This window comes from Micromonospora profundi (assembly GCF_011927785.1).
GTDB lineage: Bacteria > Actinomycetota > Actinomycetes > Mycobacteriales > Micromonosporaceae > Micromonospora > Micromonospora profundi.
The window spans coordinates 3,505,001-3,519,435 of sequence record NZ_JAATJK010000001.1 but is presented as its reverse complement, the minus strand read 5'-3'; the positions used below and the strand labels follow the sequence as shown (position 1 = coordinate 3,519,435).

14 protein-coding genes and 1 pseudogene (1 of these 15 cut by a window edge) are annotated in these 14,435 nt (G+C 72.4%); 8 read left to right on the top strand and 7 right to left on the bottom strand.

From position 1 onward, the window contains the following. Positions 1 to 2: 2 nt before the first annotated feature. The 3 genes from F4558_RS15365 to F4558_RS15355 all read right to left on the bottom strand — a co-directional run bounded on the left by F4558_RS15365 (position 3) and on the right by F4558_RS15355 (position 1,634). Positions 3 to 356, bottom strand: a complete 354-nt coding sequence (locus tag F4558_RS15365; protein ID WP_053655506.1) for an MmcQ/YjbR family DNA-binding protein — start codon at positions 354 to 356, stop codon at positions 3 to 5. Between the two features lie 83 nt (positions 357 to 439). Next, positions 440 to 880, bottom strand: a complete 441-nt coding sequence (locus tag F4558_RS15360) for a DNA-binding protein (protein ID WP_167944863.1) — start codon at positions 878 to 880, stop codon at positions 440 to 442. 124 nt (positions 881 to 1,004) lie between these two features. Further along, entirely contained in the window at positions 1,005 to 1,634 is a 630-nt protein-coding gene (locus tag F4558_RS15355; RefSeq protein ID WP_082377439.1) for a DNA-3-methyladenine glycosylase, read from the bottom strand. A 258-nt stretch (positions 1,635 to 1,892) separates the two neighbouring features. On the opposite strand from F4558_RS15355, the gene F4558_RS15350 reads away from it, so the two are divergent. The 3 genes from F4558_RS15350 to F4558_RS15340 all read left to right on the top strand — a co-directional run bounded on the left by F4558_RS15350 (position 1,893) and on the right by F4558_RS15340 (position 4,420). Next, a complete protein-coding gene (locus F4558_RS15350; protein WP_167944862.1) occupies positions 1,893 to 2,357 on the top strand; it encodes an Rv0361 family membrane protein in 465 nt (154 codons plus the stop codon). 291 nt (positions 2,358 to 2,648) lie between these two features. Then, positions 2,649 to 3,788: an LLM class flavin-dependent oxidoreductase gene (locus F4558_RS15345; RefSeq protein WP_167944860.1), complete on the top strand. Its 1,140-nt coding sequence runs from the start codon at positions 2,649 to 2,651 to the stop codon at positions 3,786 to 3,788. Continuing rightward, the gene (locus F4558_RS15340; RefSeq protein ID WP_053655509.1) at positions 3,785 to 4,420 is read left to right on the top strand and encodes an FMN reductase; all 636 of its coding nucleotides are present in this window, start codon (positions 3,785 to 3,787) and stop codon (positions 4,418 to 4,420) included. Before F4558_RS15345 ends, F4558_RS15340 begins: the two co-directional genes overlap by 4 nt. Here the strand turns inward: F4558_RS15340 and F4558_RS15335 are convergent. The 3 genes from F4558_RS15335 to F4558_RS15325 form a co-directional block, all read right to left on the bottom strand. Beyond that, positions 4,417 to 5,292 carry a universal stress protein gene (locus F4558_RS15335; RefSeq protein ID WP_053655510.1) on the bottom strand — a complete coding sequence of 292 codons (876 nt, stop codon included), beginning with the start codon at positions 5,290 to 5,292 and terminating at the stop codon, positions 4,417 to 4,419. The two genes, F4558_RS15340 and F4558_RS15335, sit on opposite strands and share 4 nt — an antisense overlap. A 200-nt stretch (positions 5,293 to 5,492) precedes the next feature. Beyond that, positions 5,493 to 6,374 carry a universal stress protein gene (locus tag F4558_RS15330; protein ID WP_167944858.1) on the bottom strand — a complete coding sequence of 294 codons (882 nt, stop codon included), beginning with the start codon at positions 6,372 to 6,374 and terminating at the stop codon, positions 5,493 to 5,495. A 153-nt stretch (positions 6,375 to 6,527) separates the two neighbouring features. Further along, entirely contained in the window at positions 6,528 to 9,143 is a 2,616-nt protein-coding gene (locus F4558_RS15325) for a cation-translocating P-type ATPase (protein ID WP_312877344.1), read from the bottom strand. A 178-nt stretch (positions 9,144 to 9,321) separates the two neighbouring features. Here F4558_RS15325 and F4558_RS15320 point away from each other — a divergent pair, with 178 nt between their 5' ends. The 5 genes and pseudogenes from F4558_RS15320 (at position 9,322) to F4558_RS15300 (ending at position 14,098) form a co-directional block, all read left to right on the top strand. Continuing rightward, on the top strand, positions 9,322 to 9,834 hold the full coding sequence (locus F4558_RS15320) for an ArsR/SmtB family transcription factor (RefSeq protein WP_231640030.1): 513 nt from the start codon (positions 9,322 to 9,324) through the stop codon (positions 9,832 to 9,834). Between the two features lie 76 nt (positions 9,835 to 9,910). Continuing rightward, positions 9,911 to 11,382 (top strand): annotated as a pseudogene (locus tag F4558_RS15315) (serine hydrolase domain-containing protein). Between the two features lie 106 nt (positions 11,383 to 11,488). After that, a complete protein-coding gene (locus F4558_RS15310) occupies positions 11,489 to 11,989 on the top strand; it encodes a GNAT family N-acetyltransferase (protein ID WP_167944853.1) in 501 nt (166 codons plus the stop codon). Between the two features lie 9 nt (positions 11,990 to 11,998). Beyond that, complete coding sequence (locus F4558_RS15305) at positions 11,999 to 12,640, top strand: YgjV family protein (protein WP_167944851.1); 642 nt, start codon at positions 11,999 to 12,001, stop codon at positions 12,638 to 12,640. 126 nt (positions 12,641 to 12,766) lie between these two features. After that, a complete protein-coding gene (locus F4558_RS15300) occupies positions 12,767 to 14,098 on the top strand; it encodes a hemolysin family protein (protein ID WP_167944850.1) in 1,332 nt (443 codons plus the stop codon). A 4-nt stretch (positions 14,099 to 14,102) separates the two neighbouring features. On the opposite strand, the gene F4558_RS15295 is transcribed toward F4558_RS15300, so the two are convergent. Beyond that, positions 14,103 to 14,435: the 3' portion of a PaaI family thioesterase gene (locus F4558_RS15295; protein WP_082377443.1), read on the bottom strand. Its footprint extends 51 nt past the window's final position; 333 of the gene's 384 nt are visible here — the last part of the coding sequence; its start codon lies beyond the right edge, outside the window — the gene reads right to left on this strand; its stop codon occupies positions 14,103 to 14,105.

Sequence of the window (14,435 nt, the reverse complement as noted above, 5' to 3'; positions counted from 1 at the left end):
GCTCAGGCCGTCGGGCGCTCGCGCTTCGGGAGCTTCGCCACCACCATGTCGTACGACGAGTCGACGGCCTCGGTCAACTCGTCGGCGTCGATTCCGCCGTCGAGTTGCAGCGTGTTCCACCCGGACCGGCCGATATAGGCCATCGGACGGGCATCGTCGGGGTGACGGTGCAGCCACTCGTCGGCGATCTCGCGTGTCGCGCCGCACTTCAGACCGACCGTCGGCTGGCCGTCGCCGTTGCCGAGGAACGCGAAGATCCGGCTGCCGACCTTCACCACCTCGTCGTTCTCCCACGGCCGGTCCAGCCACGCCCCCGGCTTGGCCAGGCAGTACGCCAGCATCTCCGCGCGGTCCATGAAGCTCCTCCCGGATTCGTCGTGCGCACAGTGTGCCCGTCCGAGCGTCAGCGGCGTGCCGCCCTCGCCGGCCGGCCTGCCGGTCAGCCCTCTTGTCGCGGTGCGGTCTGCTCGGCCGACCGGGCGGCGACCCGCTCGTAGCGCTGCCGGGCGGCCTGCGCGCTGCCCAGCCCCAGCCCGTACGCGATGGACTGCCAGGTCAGCCCCCGGTCCCGGGCCAGGGTCAGCAGCCCGGCCTCCAGCGCGTCGAGCTCGGCGCGTACGTGCGGCAGCAGCGTCAGCGCGGCGGTGAGGTCGGCCGTGTCGACAGGTTCCTCCGTCGGCTCCCGCTCGGCCCCGCCCACGGCCAGCGCGGTGACCAGGGCGACGGCCTCCCACGGGTCCAGCACGGACGGGTGTGCCCAGCGTCCCCGCCGGTCGGCGGTGCCGGCGTGCCGCTCGCTGATCCGATGCAGCGCCTCGTGGCTGCGGTGGGCGCGGGCGCGGGCTGGATCGGGCGCGGTGAACGGGTCGTCGATCGTCATGTCCCGAGCACACCCCATGAACGCCGTCTTGTCAACAAGTCGTTTAAACCTGAGGGTGGTCGGTCGGCGGCTGGTGCCGCTCGGCTCACGCAGCCTCTGCCGGACGACCTCACCGCAAGTAGGGTCAAGCCATACTTTCAAGATTCTTCTCGCTGCTACGCGGGACGTGACGACGGTAGGCGCTGACGGTCGGGTCGCCGGCGATCCAAAATCGCCACGCCAGATCGTGCGCAGCGGTCACGCCAACGCGAGGACCAGCCACGACACGCTCGTCCGGAGCTGGCTCAGTCGGGGGATACAACGTCAGCGGGCCGGTGCCATCAACCACCGATGTGCCATAGGCCGTGAGCTGCAAGCCAAGCGCCTCGACGAGGCGCGCCGGTCCCGAAGCAAGATCGACATCGCGCTTTGCCGCAGGCCGCCGCGAGCGGGCAAGGTCGGCGCCGCACACGACCTGCCCCGCGCGCAGGAGAACTGCCGCGGGCTGCCCCTCAGGTCCGCACGTCACATTGGCGCAGGTGTGCAATCCGTAAATGCGGTAGAGGTAAAGGTGGCCAGCCGGGCCGAACATTGCCGCGTTACGTGAGGTTCGCCCTCGATGGGCGTGGCTTGCGGGGTCGCCGCCCAGTCCCGCATATGCCTCGGTCTCAGTGATCCTGATGGTGACGCCGTTGGCGACCGCCAGCCAGCCGAGGAGCAGGCGCGCGGTATCGGCGACCGCGGTCGCGGGAGCGTCGAGCCAGGCGTACGTCACCCTTCAAGGAAAGCAGAAGGTCCCCGCACAGAGAACAAGGCGCCATCGGCAGGTGCTTTCTGCTGACGCTGGCATGCCCGCTCCTCAATCGGATGAGTTGCGCGGGCAGAGGCGACCGGCCCCACCGGCATCGAGATGTTCCAGATCAACCCGCTCGCCGAACTGATCAGCCCCGCACTCGGCCTGCATGACTGGCAGCCCGGCTGACGGGCAGGTGGCCTGGTCCATGGCGTGGACGAGGGCGCCTACCCTGCCGGGGTGAGCTATCCCCCGACGTACGCCATGCCCAACCCTCCACCGCCGAAGAACAACCGGACGATCAAGATCGTGGTGACCGTGGTGGCAGCGGTACTGCTGGTCTGCTGCATCGGTGGTGTCGGTGGCGGCTTCTGGTTCTACAACACCATCAAGGAGGCGACCGGGCCGGCCAGGGAGGCCGTCGCCGGTTACCTGGACGACACCCGTGCCGGCAACCACGCGGAGGCATACCGGCGCCTCTGCGCGCGGGAGCGGCGTCAGGTCACCGAGGAGGCGTACATCCGGGAGGAGGCGGGCCTGCCGAAGATTGCCAGCTACCGGATCACCAACGCGAAGGTCTCCAACCGCAACGGTGCGGTCAGCGGGACGGTGATGGCGATGGTGACCCGGACCACCGGCAGCACCCAGGGCTTCATCTATCCCATGGTCAAGGAGGGCGGCGAGTGGCGGATCTGCCCGGAGTGACCCGGAGGTGCGGCGGTAGCCGCAGTCGGCATCAAGCGGACTGAGGACGTGCCGTGGCCCCGTATCAGGCTCGTCGCCCTGGGCGTGCTCGCTACCTGCGGCCTGGCTGTCGTCCGGGACTCGGTGTGGCAGGGGAGCCCGGGTGGCAGGTCCTCGGGTCGGCGTGACGGGCGCGCACGACCCTGCCGCCGTCCCCGGCGGTGGCGGCCGATGGAATAGTTGACTCGTCAAGTATGTTGACGGAAGCATCCGGGTCACCACCGGGTCCGGTTGACACGCGAGGAGCTGGTCATGCAGTTCGGAGTCTTCACCGTCGGCGATGTCACTGTCGATCCGACCACCGGTCGGGAGCCGACCGAGCATGAGCGGATCAAGGCGATGGTCGCCATCGCGCTGAAGGCCGAAGAGGTCGGGCTGGACGTGTTCGCCACCGGCGAGCACCACAACCCGCCGTTCGTGCCGTCGTCACCGACCACCATGCTCGGCTACATCGCGGCCCGCACCGAGCGGCTGCTGCTGTCCACAGCGACCACGCTGATCACCACGAACGACCCGGTGAAGATCGCCGAGGACTACGCGATGCTCCAGCACCTGGCCGACGGTCGGGTCGACCTCATGATGGGCCGCGGCAACACCGGCCCGGTCTACCCGTGGTTCGGCAAGGACATCCGCGCCGGCATCCCCCTCGCGATCGAGAACTACGACCTACTGCGCCGGCTGTGGCGCGAAGGCGTGGTCGACTGGAAGGGCCGCTACCGCACGCCGTTGCAGTCGTTCACCTCGACGCCGCGCCCGCTCGACGGCGTACCGCCGTTCGTCTGGCACGGCTCGATCCGCAGCCCGGAGATCGCCGAGCAGGCCGCCTACTACGGGGACGGCTTCTTCGCCAACCACATCTTCTGGCCCAAGGAGCACACCCAGCGGATGGTCGGGCTCTACCGCGAGCGGTACGCGCACTACGGCCACGGCACCGCCGACCAGGCCATCGTCGGCCTCGGCGGGCAGGTCTTCATGCGCCGCAACTCGCAGGACGCGGTCCGGGAGTTCCGGCCGTACTTCGACAACGCCCCGGTCTACGGACACGGGCCGTCGCTTGAGGAGTTCACCAGGGAGACCCCGTTGACAGTGGGCAGCCCGCAGCAGGTCATCGACCGCACGCTGGGCTTCCGCGACTACGTCGGCGACTACCAGCGCCAACTGTTCCTGCTGGACCACGCGGGGCTGCCACTGAAGACGGTGCTGGAGCAGCTCGACCTGCTCGGCGAGGAGGTCGTGCCGGTGCTGCGCAAGGAGTTCGAGTCGCTGCGCCCGGCGCACGTGCCGGACGCGCCCACGCACGCCTCGCTTGTCGCCACTGCCGGCGGCGGCGCGGACAGCACGGTGCACGCCGTCGACGACGTCACCGGCAAGGCACCCGAGGTGGCCCGATGACCCAGCGCACAGTGGCCGTGGTCTCCGCGGGGCTGAGCCAGCCCTCGTCCACCCGGCTGCTCGCCGACCAGCTCGCCGCGGCCACCCGCGACGAGCTGGTCCGGCGCGGCAACACAGTGCAGCTGCGCGTCGTCGACCTGCGGGAGTACGCCCACGACGTGGTGAACAACATGCTCACCGGGTTCCCACCGACCGCGCTGCGCGAGGCCGTCGACGCGGTGACCGGGTCCGACGGGCTCATCGCCGTCACGCCGATCTTCAACGCGTCGTACAACGGGCTGTTCAAGTCCTTCTTCGACGTGCTGGAGGCCGAGTCGCTCGTCGGCCGGCCGGTGCTGATCGGGGCCACCGGCGGCACCGCACGGCACTCGCTGGCTCTGGAGCACGCCATCCGCCCGATGTTCAGCTATCTGCGGGCGGTGGTGGTCCCCACATCGGTCTTCGCCGCGCCGGAGGACTGGTCCGGTGGCGCCGCCGACGGCGCCCTGCGGGGCCGGATCGGGCGCGCCGCCGGAGAGTTGGCCGACCAGGTGGAACTCCGGCCGCCCGCCAGCGGCCCGGCCGACCCGTTCGCCCTCACCACCGACTTCCTGCAGATGCTCGGCAGAGGCGACGACGCCCCGGTCACCTAGGCCGGGTACCGATGCGCGACGAGCACGGGGCAGTGTGCGTGCTGGATGACTGCCTGGCTGACCGAGCCGAGCAGCAGACCGGTGAACCCGTGCCGGCCCCGGGTGCCCACGACCAGCAACGACGCCGTGCCGCTGGCCTCGATGAGCCCCTGGGCCGCGCCGGCCGCCCGGACCGGATGCTCCCGTACCACCAGGTCGGGATACTCGGCGCGGACGGCGGCGGACGCGTCGGCGAGCAGCCGCACCGCCTCGGCCTGGTACGCGGCCTGCGACTCCTCGACCTCCTCCGGCGTGGCGCGGTCCTCGCCGGGCGGGCCGACGTGCACAAGCACCAGCGGCACCTTCCGTAGCGTCGCCTCGGCCGCGCCGTAGCCGGCGGCGAGTCGGGACGCCTCGGAGCCGTCCACGCCGACAAGCACCGGCGCGTCCATGTCGATGGGCTGCTCGTCGGGGCGGACCACGAGCACCGGGCAGTGCGCGTGCGCGGCCACCTGCGCGCCCACCGAGCCGAGCAGCAGCCCGACGAACCCGCCCAGTCCTCGACTGCCCACCACGACCAGGTCGGCCTGGCGGGACTCCTCGATCATCGTGGCGCCGGGTCCACCGGCGACCTGGCGCACCTCGACGGTGAGGCCGGGCCACCGGTCGGCGAGGTCCGCCGCCGTACGCTCAAGCATCTTCTGCGCCTCGGCCGACGGTGCCGGCACCCCGAGGTCGTACGGGTTGAGCGGCACGCCGTATCCGAGGGGGTGCAGGTAGCCGTGCACCAGCAGCAGTGGCCGGGACCGGAGCAGGGCGGCGCGGGCGGCGTGCTCCGCGGCGACGAGGCTTGACGGCGATCCGTCCACGCCTGCCACGACAGGTCGGTTCATCGGGCTCTCCCAGGGTCGGTCAGCTCATTGTCGGCGGTGCGCCCCGGCCACGCCGCCGAACGCGCCGGCACGAACCAGCCGAACCGATCACCGGCACGAACCAGCCGGCACCGATCACCGGCACGGCTCTGCCCGCGCCGACGCGCGCACCGGACAGGGTCCGCGCCGGCCCTGGTGCGGCCGGCGCGGACAACGCGACGTCAGTTCTTCTTGCTCTGCCGGATGACAGCCACCGGGCCCTGCGAGTGGTGCAGCACCGCGTGGCTCACCGAGCCGAGCAGCACGCCGGCCAGCGCGCCCCGGCCCCGTGCCCCGACAACTGTGAGCTGCGCCCCGGCCGACTCCTCCACGAGCAGGCGCGCGGGTGCGCCGTACGCCACGCGCCGCCGTACGTGCACGTCCGGGTACTGCTCGGACCAGCCGGCGAGCGCCTGGGCGAGCACGCGCTCCTCTTCGGCGGCGAGCGCCTGCACGTCGTACCCCAGCGGCAGGAGGTCGCTCGGCGGGACGGGGATGGTCCAGCCGTGCACGGCGACCAGGTTGGTGCCCCGCAACGAGGCGGCCTCGTACGCGAAGCCCAGCGCCTCGGCGGACAGCGTCGAGCCGTCGACCCCGACCACGACCGGCCCGTCGGCGCGGGCCTCACCCTTGACCACGAGCACCGGGCAGTCGGCGCGGGCGGAGACCTGCACCGCCACCGAGCCGAGCAGCAGCCCGCCGAACCCGCCCAGACCCCGGCTGCCGAGCACCAACAGCTTCGCGTCCCGCGCCTCGGCAAGCAGCACCGGCGTGGCGGCGCCGTCGATCACGGCGCCGGTGACGGTGAGGTCCGGAGCGACCTTGGTGGCTTCGGTCACCGCTTCGGCGACAAGCTTGTCGGCCTGGGCGCGGAACCCGGCGTCGGCGGGAGCGCCCGGTGCCGGCGTCAGCGGCACCTCGTAGAGCGGCCAGATGAACGCGTGCACCACCCGCAGCGCCCGGCCTCGCGTCGAGGCCTCGCGGGCGGCGACCCGCACCGCCTCCAGCGCTGATGTCGAACCGTCAACAGCCACCACCACGGGGGCACCGGATCGCTTGGTCATCACGTTCCTCCTTCGTTCGAGTTCCATTCTCCTACGGCGTCGGCCCGATGATCAGGGCAGGAGGGCAGGAGGCCGGGGGCCATTGGTCCCGTCGCCGGCCCGCGACCGCCCCAGAAGGCGTCCGCGTGCCGGCGATGGCGGCCCGACATCCGCCTAGTGCGACCGCCCGACGGCGGCGTCCACTGCGCCGTCGGACGGTGCCGACGGCGGTGTCGGACGGCGGCGGGTCAGCCGCAGCACCAGGCCGGGCAGGGCGCTGACCGCCGCGCAGGCCAGCAGCACTGCCGGTGTCAGCGGCTCGGTGTCGAGCAGCTCGCGCAGCGGGGGGAGCAGAACTCCGCCGACCTGGAGCAGCGCCGACACGGCGACCGCGACGAGCAGGCCGGGGTTGCCGCGCCGCGTGCCCGCAGGCCGGGGAGCCCGGACCGCCAGCGCCACGCCGAGCTGGGCCAGGCCGAGCACCACGAAGACCACGGACTGCCAGGGCAGGTCCCGGGCGGCGGCGACCACGCCGGCGCCGAGCACGACGGCGGCGATCAACGCGCCGGTGAACAGGACGTCCCGGCCCAGACCGGCACCGAGCACCGACTCCTGCGGCGAGCGGGGCGCTCGACGCAGCGTGCCGGGTTCGGCCGGTTCCGCGCCGAGAGCCACACCGGGCACCCCGTGGGTCAGCAGGTTCACCCAGAGGATCTGCGCGGGTTGCAGTGGCACTGCCAGGCCGAACAGCGGGCCGACAAGCATCACCAGGATCTCGGCGACTCCACCGGAGAGGGCGTACCGCAGGAACCGGCGGATGTTGTCGTAGATGCGCCGGCCCTCGCCGATCGCTGTGGTGACGGTGGACAGGTCGTCGTCGACGAGGACCAGGTCGGCGGCCTGCCGGGCGACCTCGGTGCCGCCGCCCATCGCCACCCCGATGTCGGCGCGGCGCAGAGCGGGTGCGTCGTTGACCCCGTCGCCTGTCATCGCCACCACGTGGCCACGGGACTGCAGGTCGGCGATGATGTCGAGCTTCTGTTCCGGCTGTGTCCGGGCGAAGACCCGGGTGTCCGGATGCGTCGGCGTGGAGTCGTCGTCGCCACGGGCCAGAGGGTCACCATCGCGCCACAGGCCCAGCTGGGAGCCGATCGCGGCGGCGGTGGCGGGGTGGTCACCGGTGATCAGCAGCAGACGTACCCCGGCGGTGTCGAGACTGTCGGCGATCTCCGGAGCGGCCGCGCGTAGCGGGTCACCGACGGCGGTCAGCCCCAGCGGGCGCAGGCCGGTCGGCGCGGCGAGGTCCGGCACGGTGTCCACCAGGGCGGCGGCCACGGCGAGGACCCGCAGTCCTTCGCCGGCGAGTTGGTGGGCGCCGCTGGTCAGCGCGGCGATCTCGTCGTCGGTGGCGTCGAGCAGCGCGGGGTCGAGAACACTCTCCGGGGCGCCCTTGCAGACCACGAGGTAGCGCTGGTCGCAGGAGCGGTGCACGGTGACCATCCGGCGTTGTGCCTGGTCGAAGGGGTGCTCGGCTACCCGTGGCCACGCGCTGCGGGTGGTCTGCGGGTCGAGGCCGGCCCGTGCGGCGAAGGCGACGAGCGCCGCTTCGAGCGGGTCGCCCACGGCACCCCAGTCCGGTCGCTCGTCGTCCGGAGGTGACAGGGCGGCGTCGTTGCAGAGCAGCCCGGCCCGCGCCAGCCGGCGCAGATCCTCCGGTACGGCCACCTCGGCACCATCCTGGTGTACGGCGCCGTGCGGGGCGTACCCGCTGCCGGTGACCTGGTAACGCGCCCCGTCGGTGGTGACGACCTGCTGCACCGCCATCCGGCCCTCGGTGAGGGTTCCGGTCTTGTCGGAGGCGATCACGGTCACCGAGCCGAGGGTCTCCACCGCGTGCAGGCGGCGCGGGATGGCCTTCGCGGCGGCCATCCTCCGGGCGCCGAGCGCCAACGCCAGGGTCACCACCGCAGGCAGCGACTCGGGCACCGCCGCGACGACAAGGCTCACCGCCGTGACGGCCATTTCCACGATCGGTCGACCGCTGATCACGCCGATGGCGAAGACCAGACCCGACAGCGCGACAGCGATCAGACCGAGTGTGCGGCCCAGGGACGAGAGCCGGCGCTGCAACGGTGTCGCGCTCGGTCGGGTGCCGGCCACCAGAGCGCTGATCTTGCCCAGCGCGCTCGCCGGCCCCGTCCGGATCACCGTGCCGTCGGCGCGTCCGGTGGTGACGACAGTCCCGGCCAGCGCTTCCTGACCGGCGGTGCGCCCCACCGGCACGGACTCACCGCTCAACGCGGATTCGTCCAGTTGCAGCCGGTTGGCCTCGACCAGCAGCAGATCCGCGGGCACGATGTCGCCGGCCTCGATCCGGACCAGATCGCCGTGCACCAGGTCGGCGGCCGGGACGGCCTGGTCGCGGCCGTCGCGCACCACCCGGGCGGCGGGGGCGGCGAGTTGGCCCAGCGCCGCGATGGCCCGGTCCGCGCGGATCTCCTGCACCAACCCGATGACCGTGTTCACCAGCACGACCAGGAGGATCACTGCGGTGTCCGGGTAGTCGCCGAGCGCGGTGGTGACCACTGCCGCGGCGAGCAGCAACGCGACCAGTGGGTCGGTGAGCTGGCGCAGGACCCGAAGGACCACATGCCGGCGCGGTGGCGGCGCCACCGCGTTGGGTCCGTTCGCCCGCAGCCGGGCGGCGGCCTCCGCCGAATCGAGCCCTCCCGGGGTGGGCACGTCGACCGTTGCCTCCAGCGTTCGGACCGGTACGCCGGTCTTGGCCACCGTGAGCTCCCTACCTCGCGCGGCGTGTCGAAGGCACGCCATCCCCACCCACCTTCGCGCGGTGGGCTCCGGGGAGGCAGGGGCGTTGCGCCCGCTGGACCCGGGACCAACGGCCCGTGTCGAGCCGCGCTGCGAAACGCCGCTTGCACGAAAATACGTATGTTCGTATTATCGACGCGTGACGCGCATCGAAGAGCGACTCACCGCGCTTGAGGCGCAGGTCGCCGCCCTGACCGAGCTCCTGACGTCGACACCTGCCCCGCCGGACACACCATCCGCACCCGAGGGCACCTTCTGGGCTCTCGACGGCCTCAAGCAGCGCCTGCCGTCCGACGGCACGGGCGCCGTCCTCTACACCGGCACCGTCCGCGTCGCCGACCAGCACTACGACTGGCAGTACGGGCGCACCGTCGACGATCTGCTCGACGGCGACTGGACGGAGCTGGCCGCCACCCTGTCCGCGCTGGCCCACGGGGTGCGGCTCCGGCTGTTGCGGGAGGTTCTCGGCGGCCGGCAGGGCACCGGCGAACTGGCCGAGATCGAGGAGTTGGGCACCACCGGCCAGCTCCACCACCACCTACGCCAGCTCACCGCCGCCGGTTGGCTGCGCAGCGTCGGCCGAGGCCGGTACGCCGTTCCCGCCGAACGCGTGGTGCCGCTTCTGGCCATCCTCGCCGCCGCCGGCCGATGAGCCGGCCCACGCCCGTCGCAGCCCTCGATCGTCGAGCCACCGCCAGGTGGCCACCCCCTCCGACCGAAGGAACAGCATGCGGAGAACAGTCGTCACCGCACTCGTCGTGGCGCTCGCCGCCGGCCTCGTCGGGGCCGCGCTGATGCCCCGCGTCCCACGTCTCGGTGCACAGGTGACCGGCGACCCCGACCTCGCTCGCACCGCCCGGGCGGCCGTGCCCGACCCGAAGGGGCACCGCGGGCTCGCCGTCGCCCTGGTCGAGAACGGGCGGATCCGCACCGCCGGCCTGGGCGACCGGGACCCCGACGGCCGGCCCGTCGAGACCCGCACCGCGTTCGAGATCGGGTCGGTCACCAAGGTCCTCACCGGAATGCTCCTCGCCGACCAGGCCGCCGCCGGTGTCGTGCGCCCCGACGATCGGCTCGGCGACACGTGGCCCACGGTCACCGGCCCCGCCCGCGACGTCACGCTGGCCGAGCTGTCCAGCACCGGGCCGGCCTGCCTCGGCTGGCCGCCGGCTCCGCGCTGGGCTGGGCGCGCGTCCTCTGGTCCAACGTCTCCGGCGGCAACCCCTACGCCGGGCAGGACGTCCACGGCGTCCGGAACATCGCCGACCGGGCCACCCCCGGCGACGGGCGCGGCGAGGTGCACTACTCCAACGTCGGCCCGTCGGTTCTCGGCCAGGCGCTCGCCGCGAAGGCCGGCGCGACGTACCCCGATCTGCTGGAGGCACGGCTGCTGCGACCCCTCGGAATGACCGCGACCGTGGTCGCCACCGGGGCCGACGACCTGCCGGCCGACCGCGCCCACGGAAGTCGGGCCGGTGGGCGGCCGTCCGACCCCTGGTGGGGAGCCGGGTACGCCGCAGCCGGCGTCGGCCCCTGGTCCACAGCCGAGGACCTGGCCCGCCTGGTCGCGGCCACCCTCACCGGCACCGCGCCGGGCGCCGACGCTGCCACCGCCCGCTTCCGCAGCGACGACGACACCCGCATCGGGTACGGGTGGTTCACTACCCGCCACGGCGACCGCGAGATCGTCTGGCACAACGGCGGGACCGGCGGGTTCCGCTCCTACGTCGGCTTCGAGCGCGCCACCGGCCGGGCGGTGGTGGTGCTCGCCAACACCGACAAGGGCGTCGAGGCGGTCGGTCTGCGACTGCTCGGAGTGGCGCAGGAAGACGCCGAGGCGGCGACACCGGCGCTGCCACTGTGGATCGGCGCCGGTCTCGCGGTGGCCTTCACCTTCGTCGGCGGCCTCTCCCTGTTCGGCACCGCCCGCCGACGTGAACTGGACCGCGTGACCCTGCTGGCTTCCACGGTGTGGGCGTTCGCCTACCTCGGCCTCGGGCACCGACTGGGGGACTGGTCCCTGGTGCCCGCCTGGCTGTGGCCGCTCGGGGCGGGTCTGTCGGCGGCGGCGGTGGCCCTGGCGGCGACCCGGTGGCGTGCCCTGCCGGCGGTCGACGCGCGGGTGCCCTGGCGTCGCCTGCTGTCGGTGGCGAGTTCCCTGTGCGCCGCCGCGTTGGCTGTGGCGGCCGTGATCGCCTGAGCCGCACCGCATGCGGCCGGCCGTGCGGGTCACCACCGTGAGCGACCGGCCGTCGGAGCAGCTACGGCCGGCTCAGACTGTCACCCCTGCTACGTACCCTCGTCCGATGACCTTCGACGTGCGGCTGCGCCCGGTCCGCGAGGACGACCTCGTGGAGTTCTTCCTGCACCAGCAGGACCCGGAGGCCAACCGGATGGCCGCATTCGGCCCCGAGGACCCGTCCGACCACCGGGAGTTCGCCAGGCACTGGGCGCGGGTGCTCACCGACCCGGCGAACGTGGTCCGCACCATCGAGGTCGACGGCGAGGTCGTCGGCCACGTCACAGCCTTCCCGGTGGGCGACCGCACTGAGGTCAGCTACTGGATCGACAGGGCCCGGTGGGGCCGGGGTCACGCCACGACGGCCCTGACCGCCCTGCTGCGCGAGTTGCCCCGGCCGGTGTACGCCCGCGCCGCCAAGGACAACGCCGCCTCCCTCGCGGTCCTGCGCAAGTGCGGCTTCGTCGTGGTCGGCGAGGACTCGGGGTACGCCAACGGCCGCGGCGCCGAGGTGCAGGAGTGGCTGCTCGAACTGCCCACCGAGGGGCCTGGCCTGGGCGGGCACTAGTCTCGCGGGGTGAACTGGTTGGATCTGGTCGGCTGGGCCGGCTCCGCGGTGCTGGTCTGGTCGCTACTTCAGTCGCGCGTCCTGCGCCTGCGCGCCCTCAACCTCGTCGGCTGCGTGGTGCTGATCGGCTACAACGCCGCCATCGAGGTCTGGCCCATGGTGGGCCTCAACATCGTCCTCTCGGTGATCAACATCTGGTACCTGCGGACGATGCTCGCCACCCGCCACGACGAGCAGACCTACCAGGTGGTGGAGGTCGGCGTCGACGACCAGTTCCTGGCCCACACGCTGCGGGTGCACGCGCCGGACATCGCCCGGTTCAACCCCGACTTCCACTGGGACCCGACCGCCACGAACCGCTCGGCGTTCCTCGTGGTCACCGCCGACGAGGTCGTCGGCGTGGTGCTGTCGCACGCCGGGGCGCACGGGGTCGCCCAGATCGACCTGGACTACGTCACCCCGAAGTTCCGCGACTTCACCCCCGGCGAGTTCGTCTACCGGCGCAGTCGCCTCTTCACCGAACGGGGTTTCCACAGGGTCATCAGCCCGCCCGGCATGGTCGCCCCCTACTACCACCGGCTCGGCTTCCGCCCGGAGGGCGACTCGTACGTCCTGGACCTTCCCGCCGCGCCGGTCACCGGATCCGCGTAGCGTCGCCCCGGCAGGATTCGTCAGGCGTCCGACGGGGCACAGACACGCGTACGCCGGGCGGGTCACCGACCGGCGGGCGCCGCGTGGACCGACCGGCGCCTCCACCGGAGAGGGAGCGAACACGGCGTGCAGAGCTACGGGAGCCAACTGGCCCTGGTCGGAATTCTGATCGTCATCAACGCACTCTTCGCAGGCAGTGAGATGGCGTTGGTGTCGCTGCGGGACAGCCAGATCCAGCGGTTGGAGCGCACCAGCAGGGCCGGGCGGGTGCTGGCCCGGCTGGCGAAGGACCCGAACCGCTTCCTGGCCACCATCCAGATCGGCATCACCCTCGCCGGCTTCCTGGCCTCCGCGGCGGCGGCGGTTTCGCTGGCCAAGCCCCTCGTGCCCCTGCTCGGGATGTTCGGCAGCGCCGCCGAGACGGCAGCGATCGTGGCGGTCACCCTCGTGCTGACCTTCGTCACCCTGGTCTTCGGCGAGCTGGCTCCCAAGCGGATCGCCATGCAGTCGGCCGAGCGCTGGGCGCTGCTCGTGGCCCGCCCGCTCGACCTGCTCGCCACCTTCACCCGCCCGGCCGTCTGGGCGCTCGGCGCGACAAGCGACCTGGTGGTCCGACTGGTCGGGCTCAACCCGAAACACGAGCCGGACGAGATCGGCCCGGACGAACTGCGGGACATCGTCGCCGGCAACCACGGCTTCACCAAGGAACAGCGCACCATCATCGCCGGCGCCGTGGAGATCGCCGACCGGCGGTTGCGGGCTGTGCTCGTACCCCGGTTGCAGGTCTTCACGCTCGACAGCGGGACCACCGCGGAGGCCGCGCGGCTGGTCCTGGCCGCCACCGGGCACTCCCGGGCGCCGGTGGTGCGCCACGGCGGCCTGGACGACACGGCCGGCGTGATCCACCTGCGTGACCTTGTGGGTGTGCCCGACGACCGCCCGATCGACGAGATCGCCCGGCCTCCGATGCTCCTGCCGGACTCGCTGCCCGTGGTGGACGCGCTGCGCCAGTTCAAGGCCGAGCGCCAGCACATAGCGCTTGTCGTGGACGAGCGGGGCGCCGTCGACGGGATCGTGACGCTTGAGGACATCCTGGAGGAGATCGTCGGGGAGATCTACGACGAGACCGACCGGGACGGCTTCTCGGTGCGCCGCGACCCGGACGGCGCGGTGCTGCTGCCCGGCACCTTCCCGGTGCACGATCTGCCGGACATCGGCGTCGACCTGCCGTCGCGGCCGGTCGGTGACTACACCACGGTCGCCGGCCTGGTGCTGACCCACCTCGGGCACATCCCCACCGTCGCCGGGGAGGACGTCACCCTGGACGGGTGGGTGCTCACGGTGGCCGGCATCGACCACAGGGCCATCACCGAGGTACGCGTGAGCCGGGTCCCCGACGAGGTCGACACCGACGCTGACAGCGACGCCGAGCCGGTGCTGGACGAGGCCCGCAGCTGACCGCTCAGTCGTTGGAGAGGTTCTGCAGCCGGACCTGACCACGGGCGACCAGCCGCTCGTCGGCGTCGGTGATCTCCACCTGCCAGAGCTGCTGGCTGCGGCCCCGGTGCACAGGAGTGCCGACCGCCCGCAGCTCGCCGTCGCGGACCGCCCGCAGGAAGTCGGTCTGGTTCGACACCCCCACCACCCTGCCCCGGTCCGCCAGCCACAGCCCGCCGCCGACACTGGCCGCGGTCTCCACCACCGAGCAGTACACGCCGCCGTGCTGGATCCCGAACGGCTGGTACAGCTCCGGCCGGACCTGCCAGCTGATCACCACCCGATCGGCTGTCGCCTC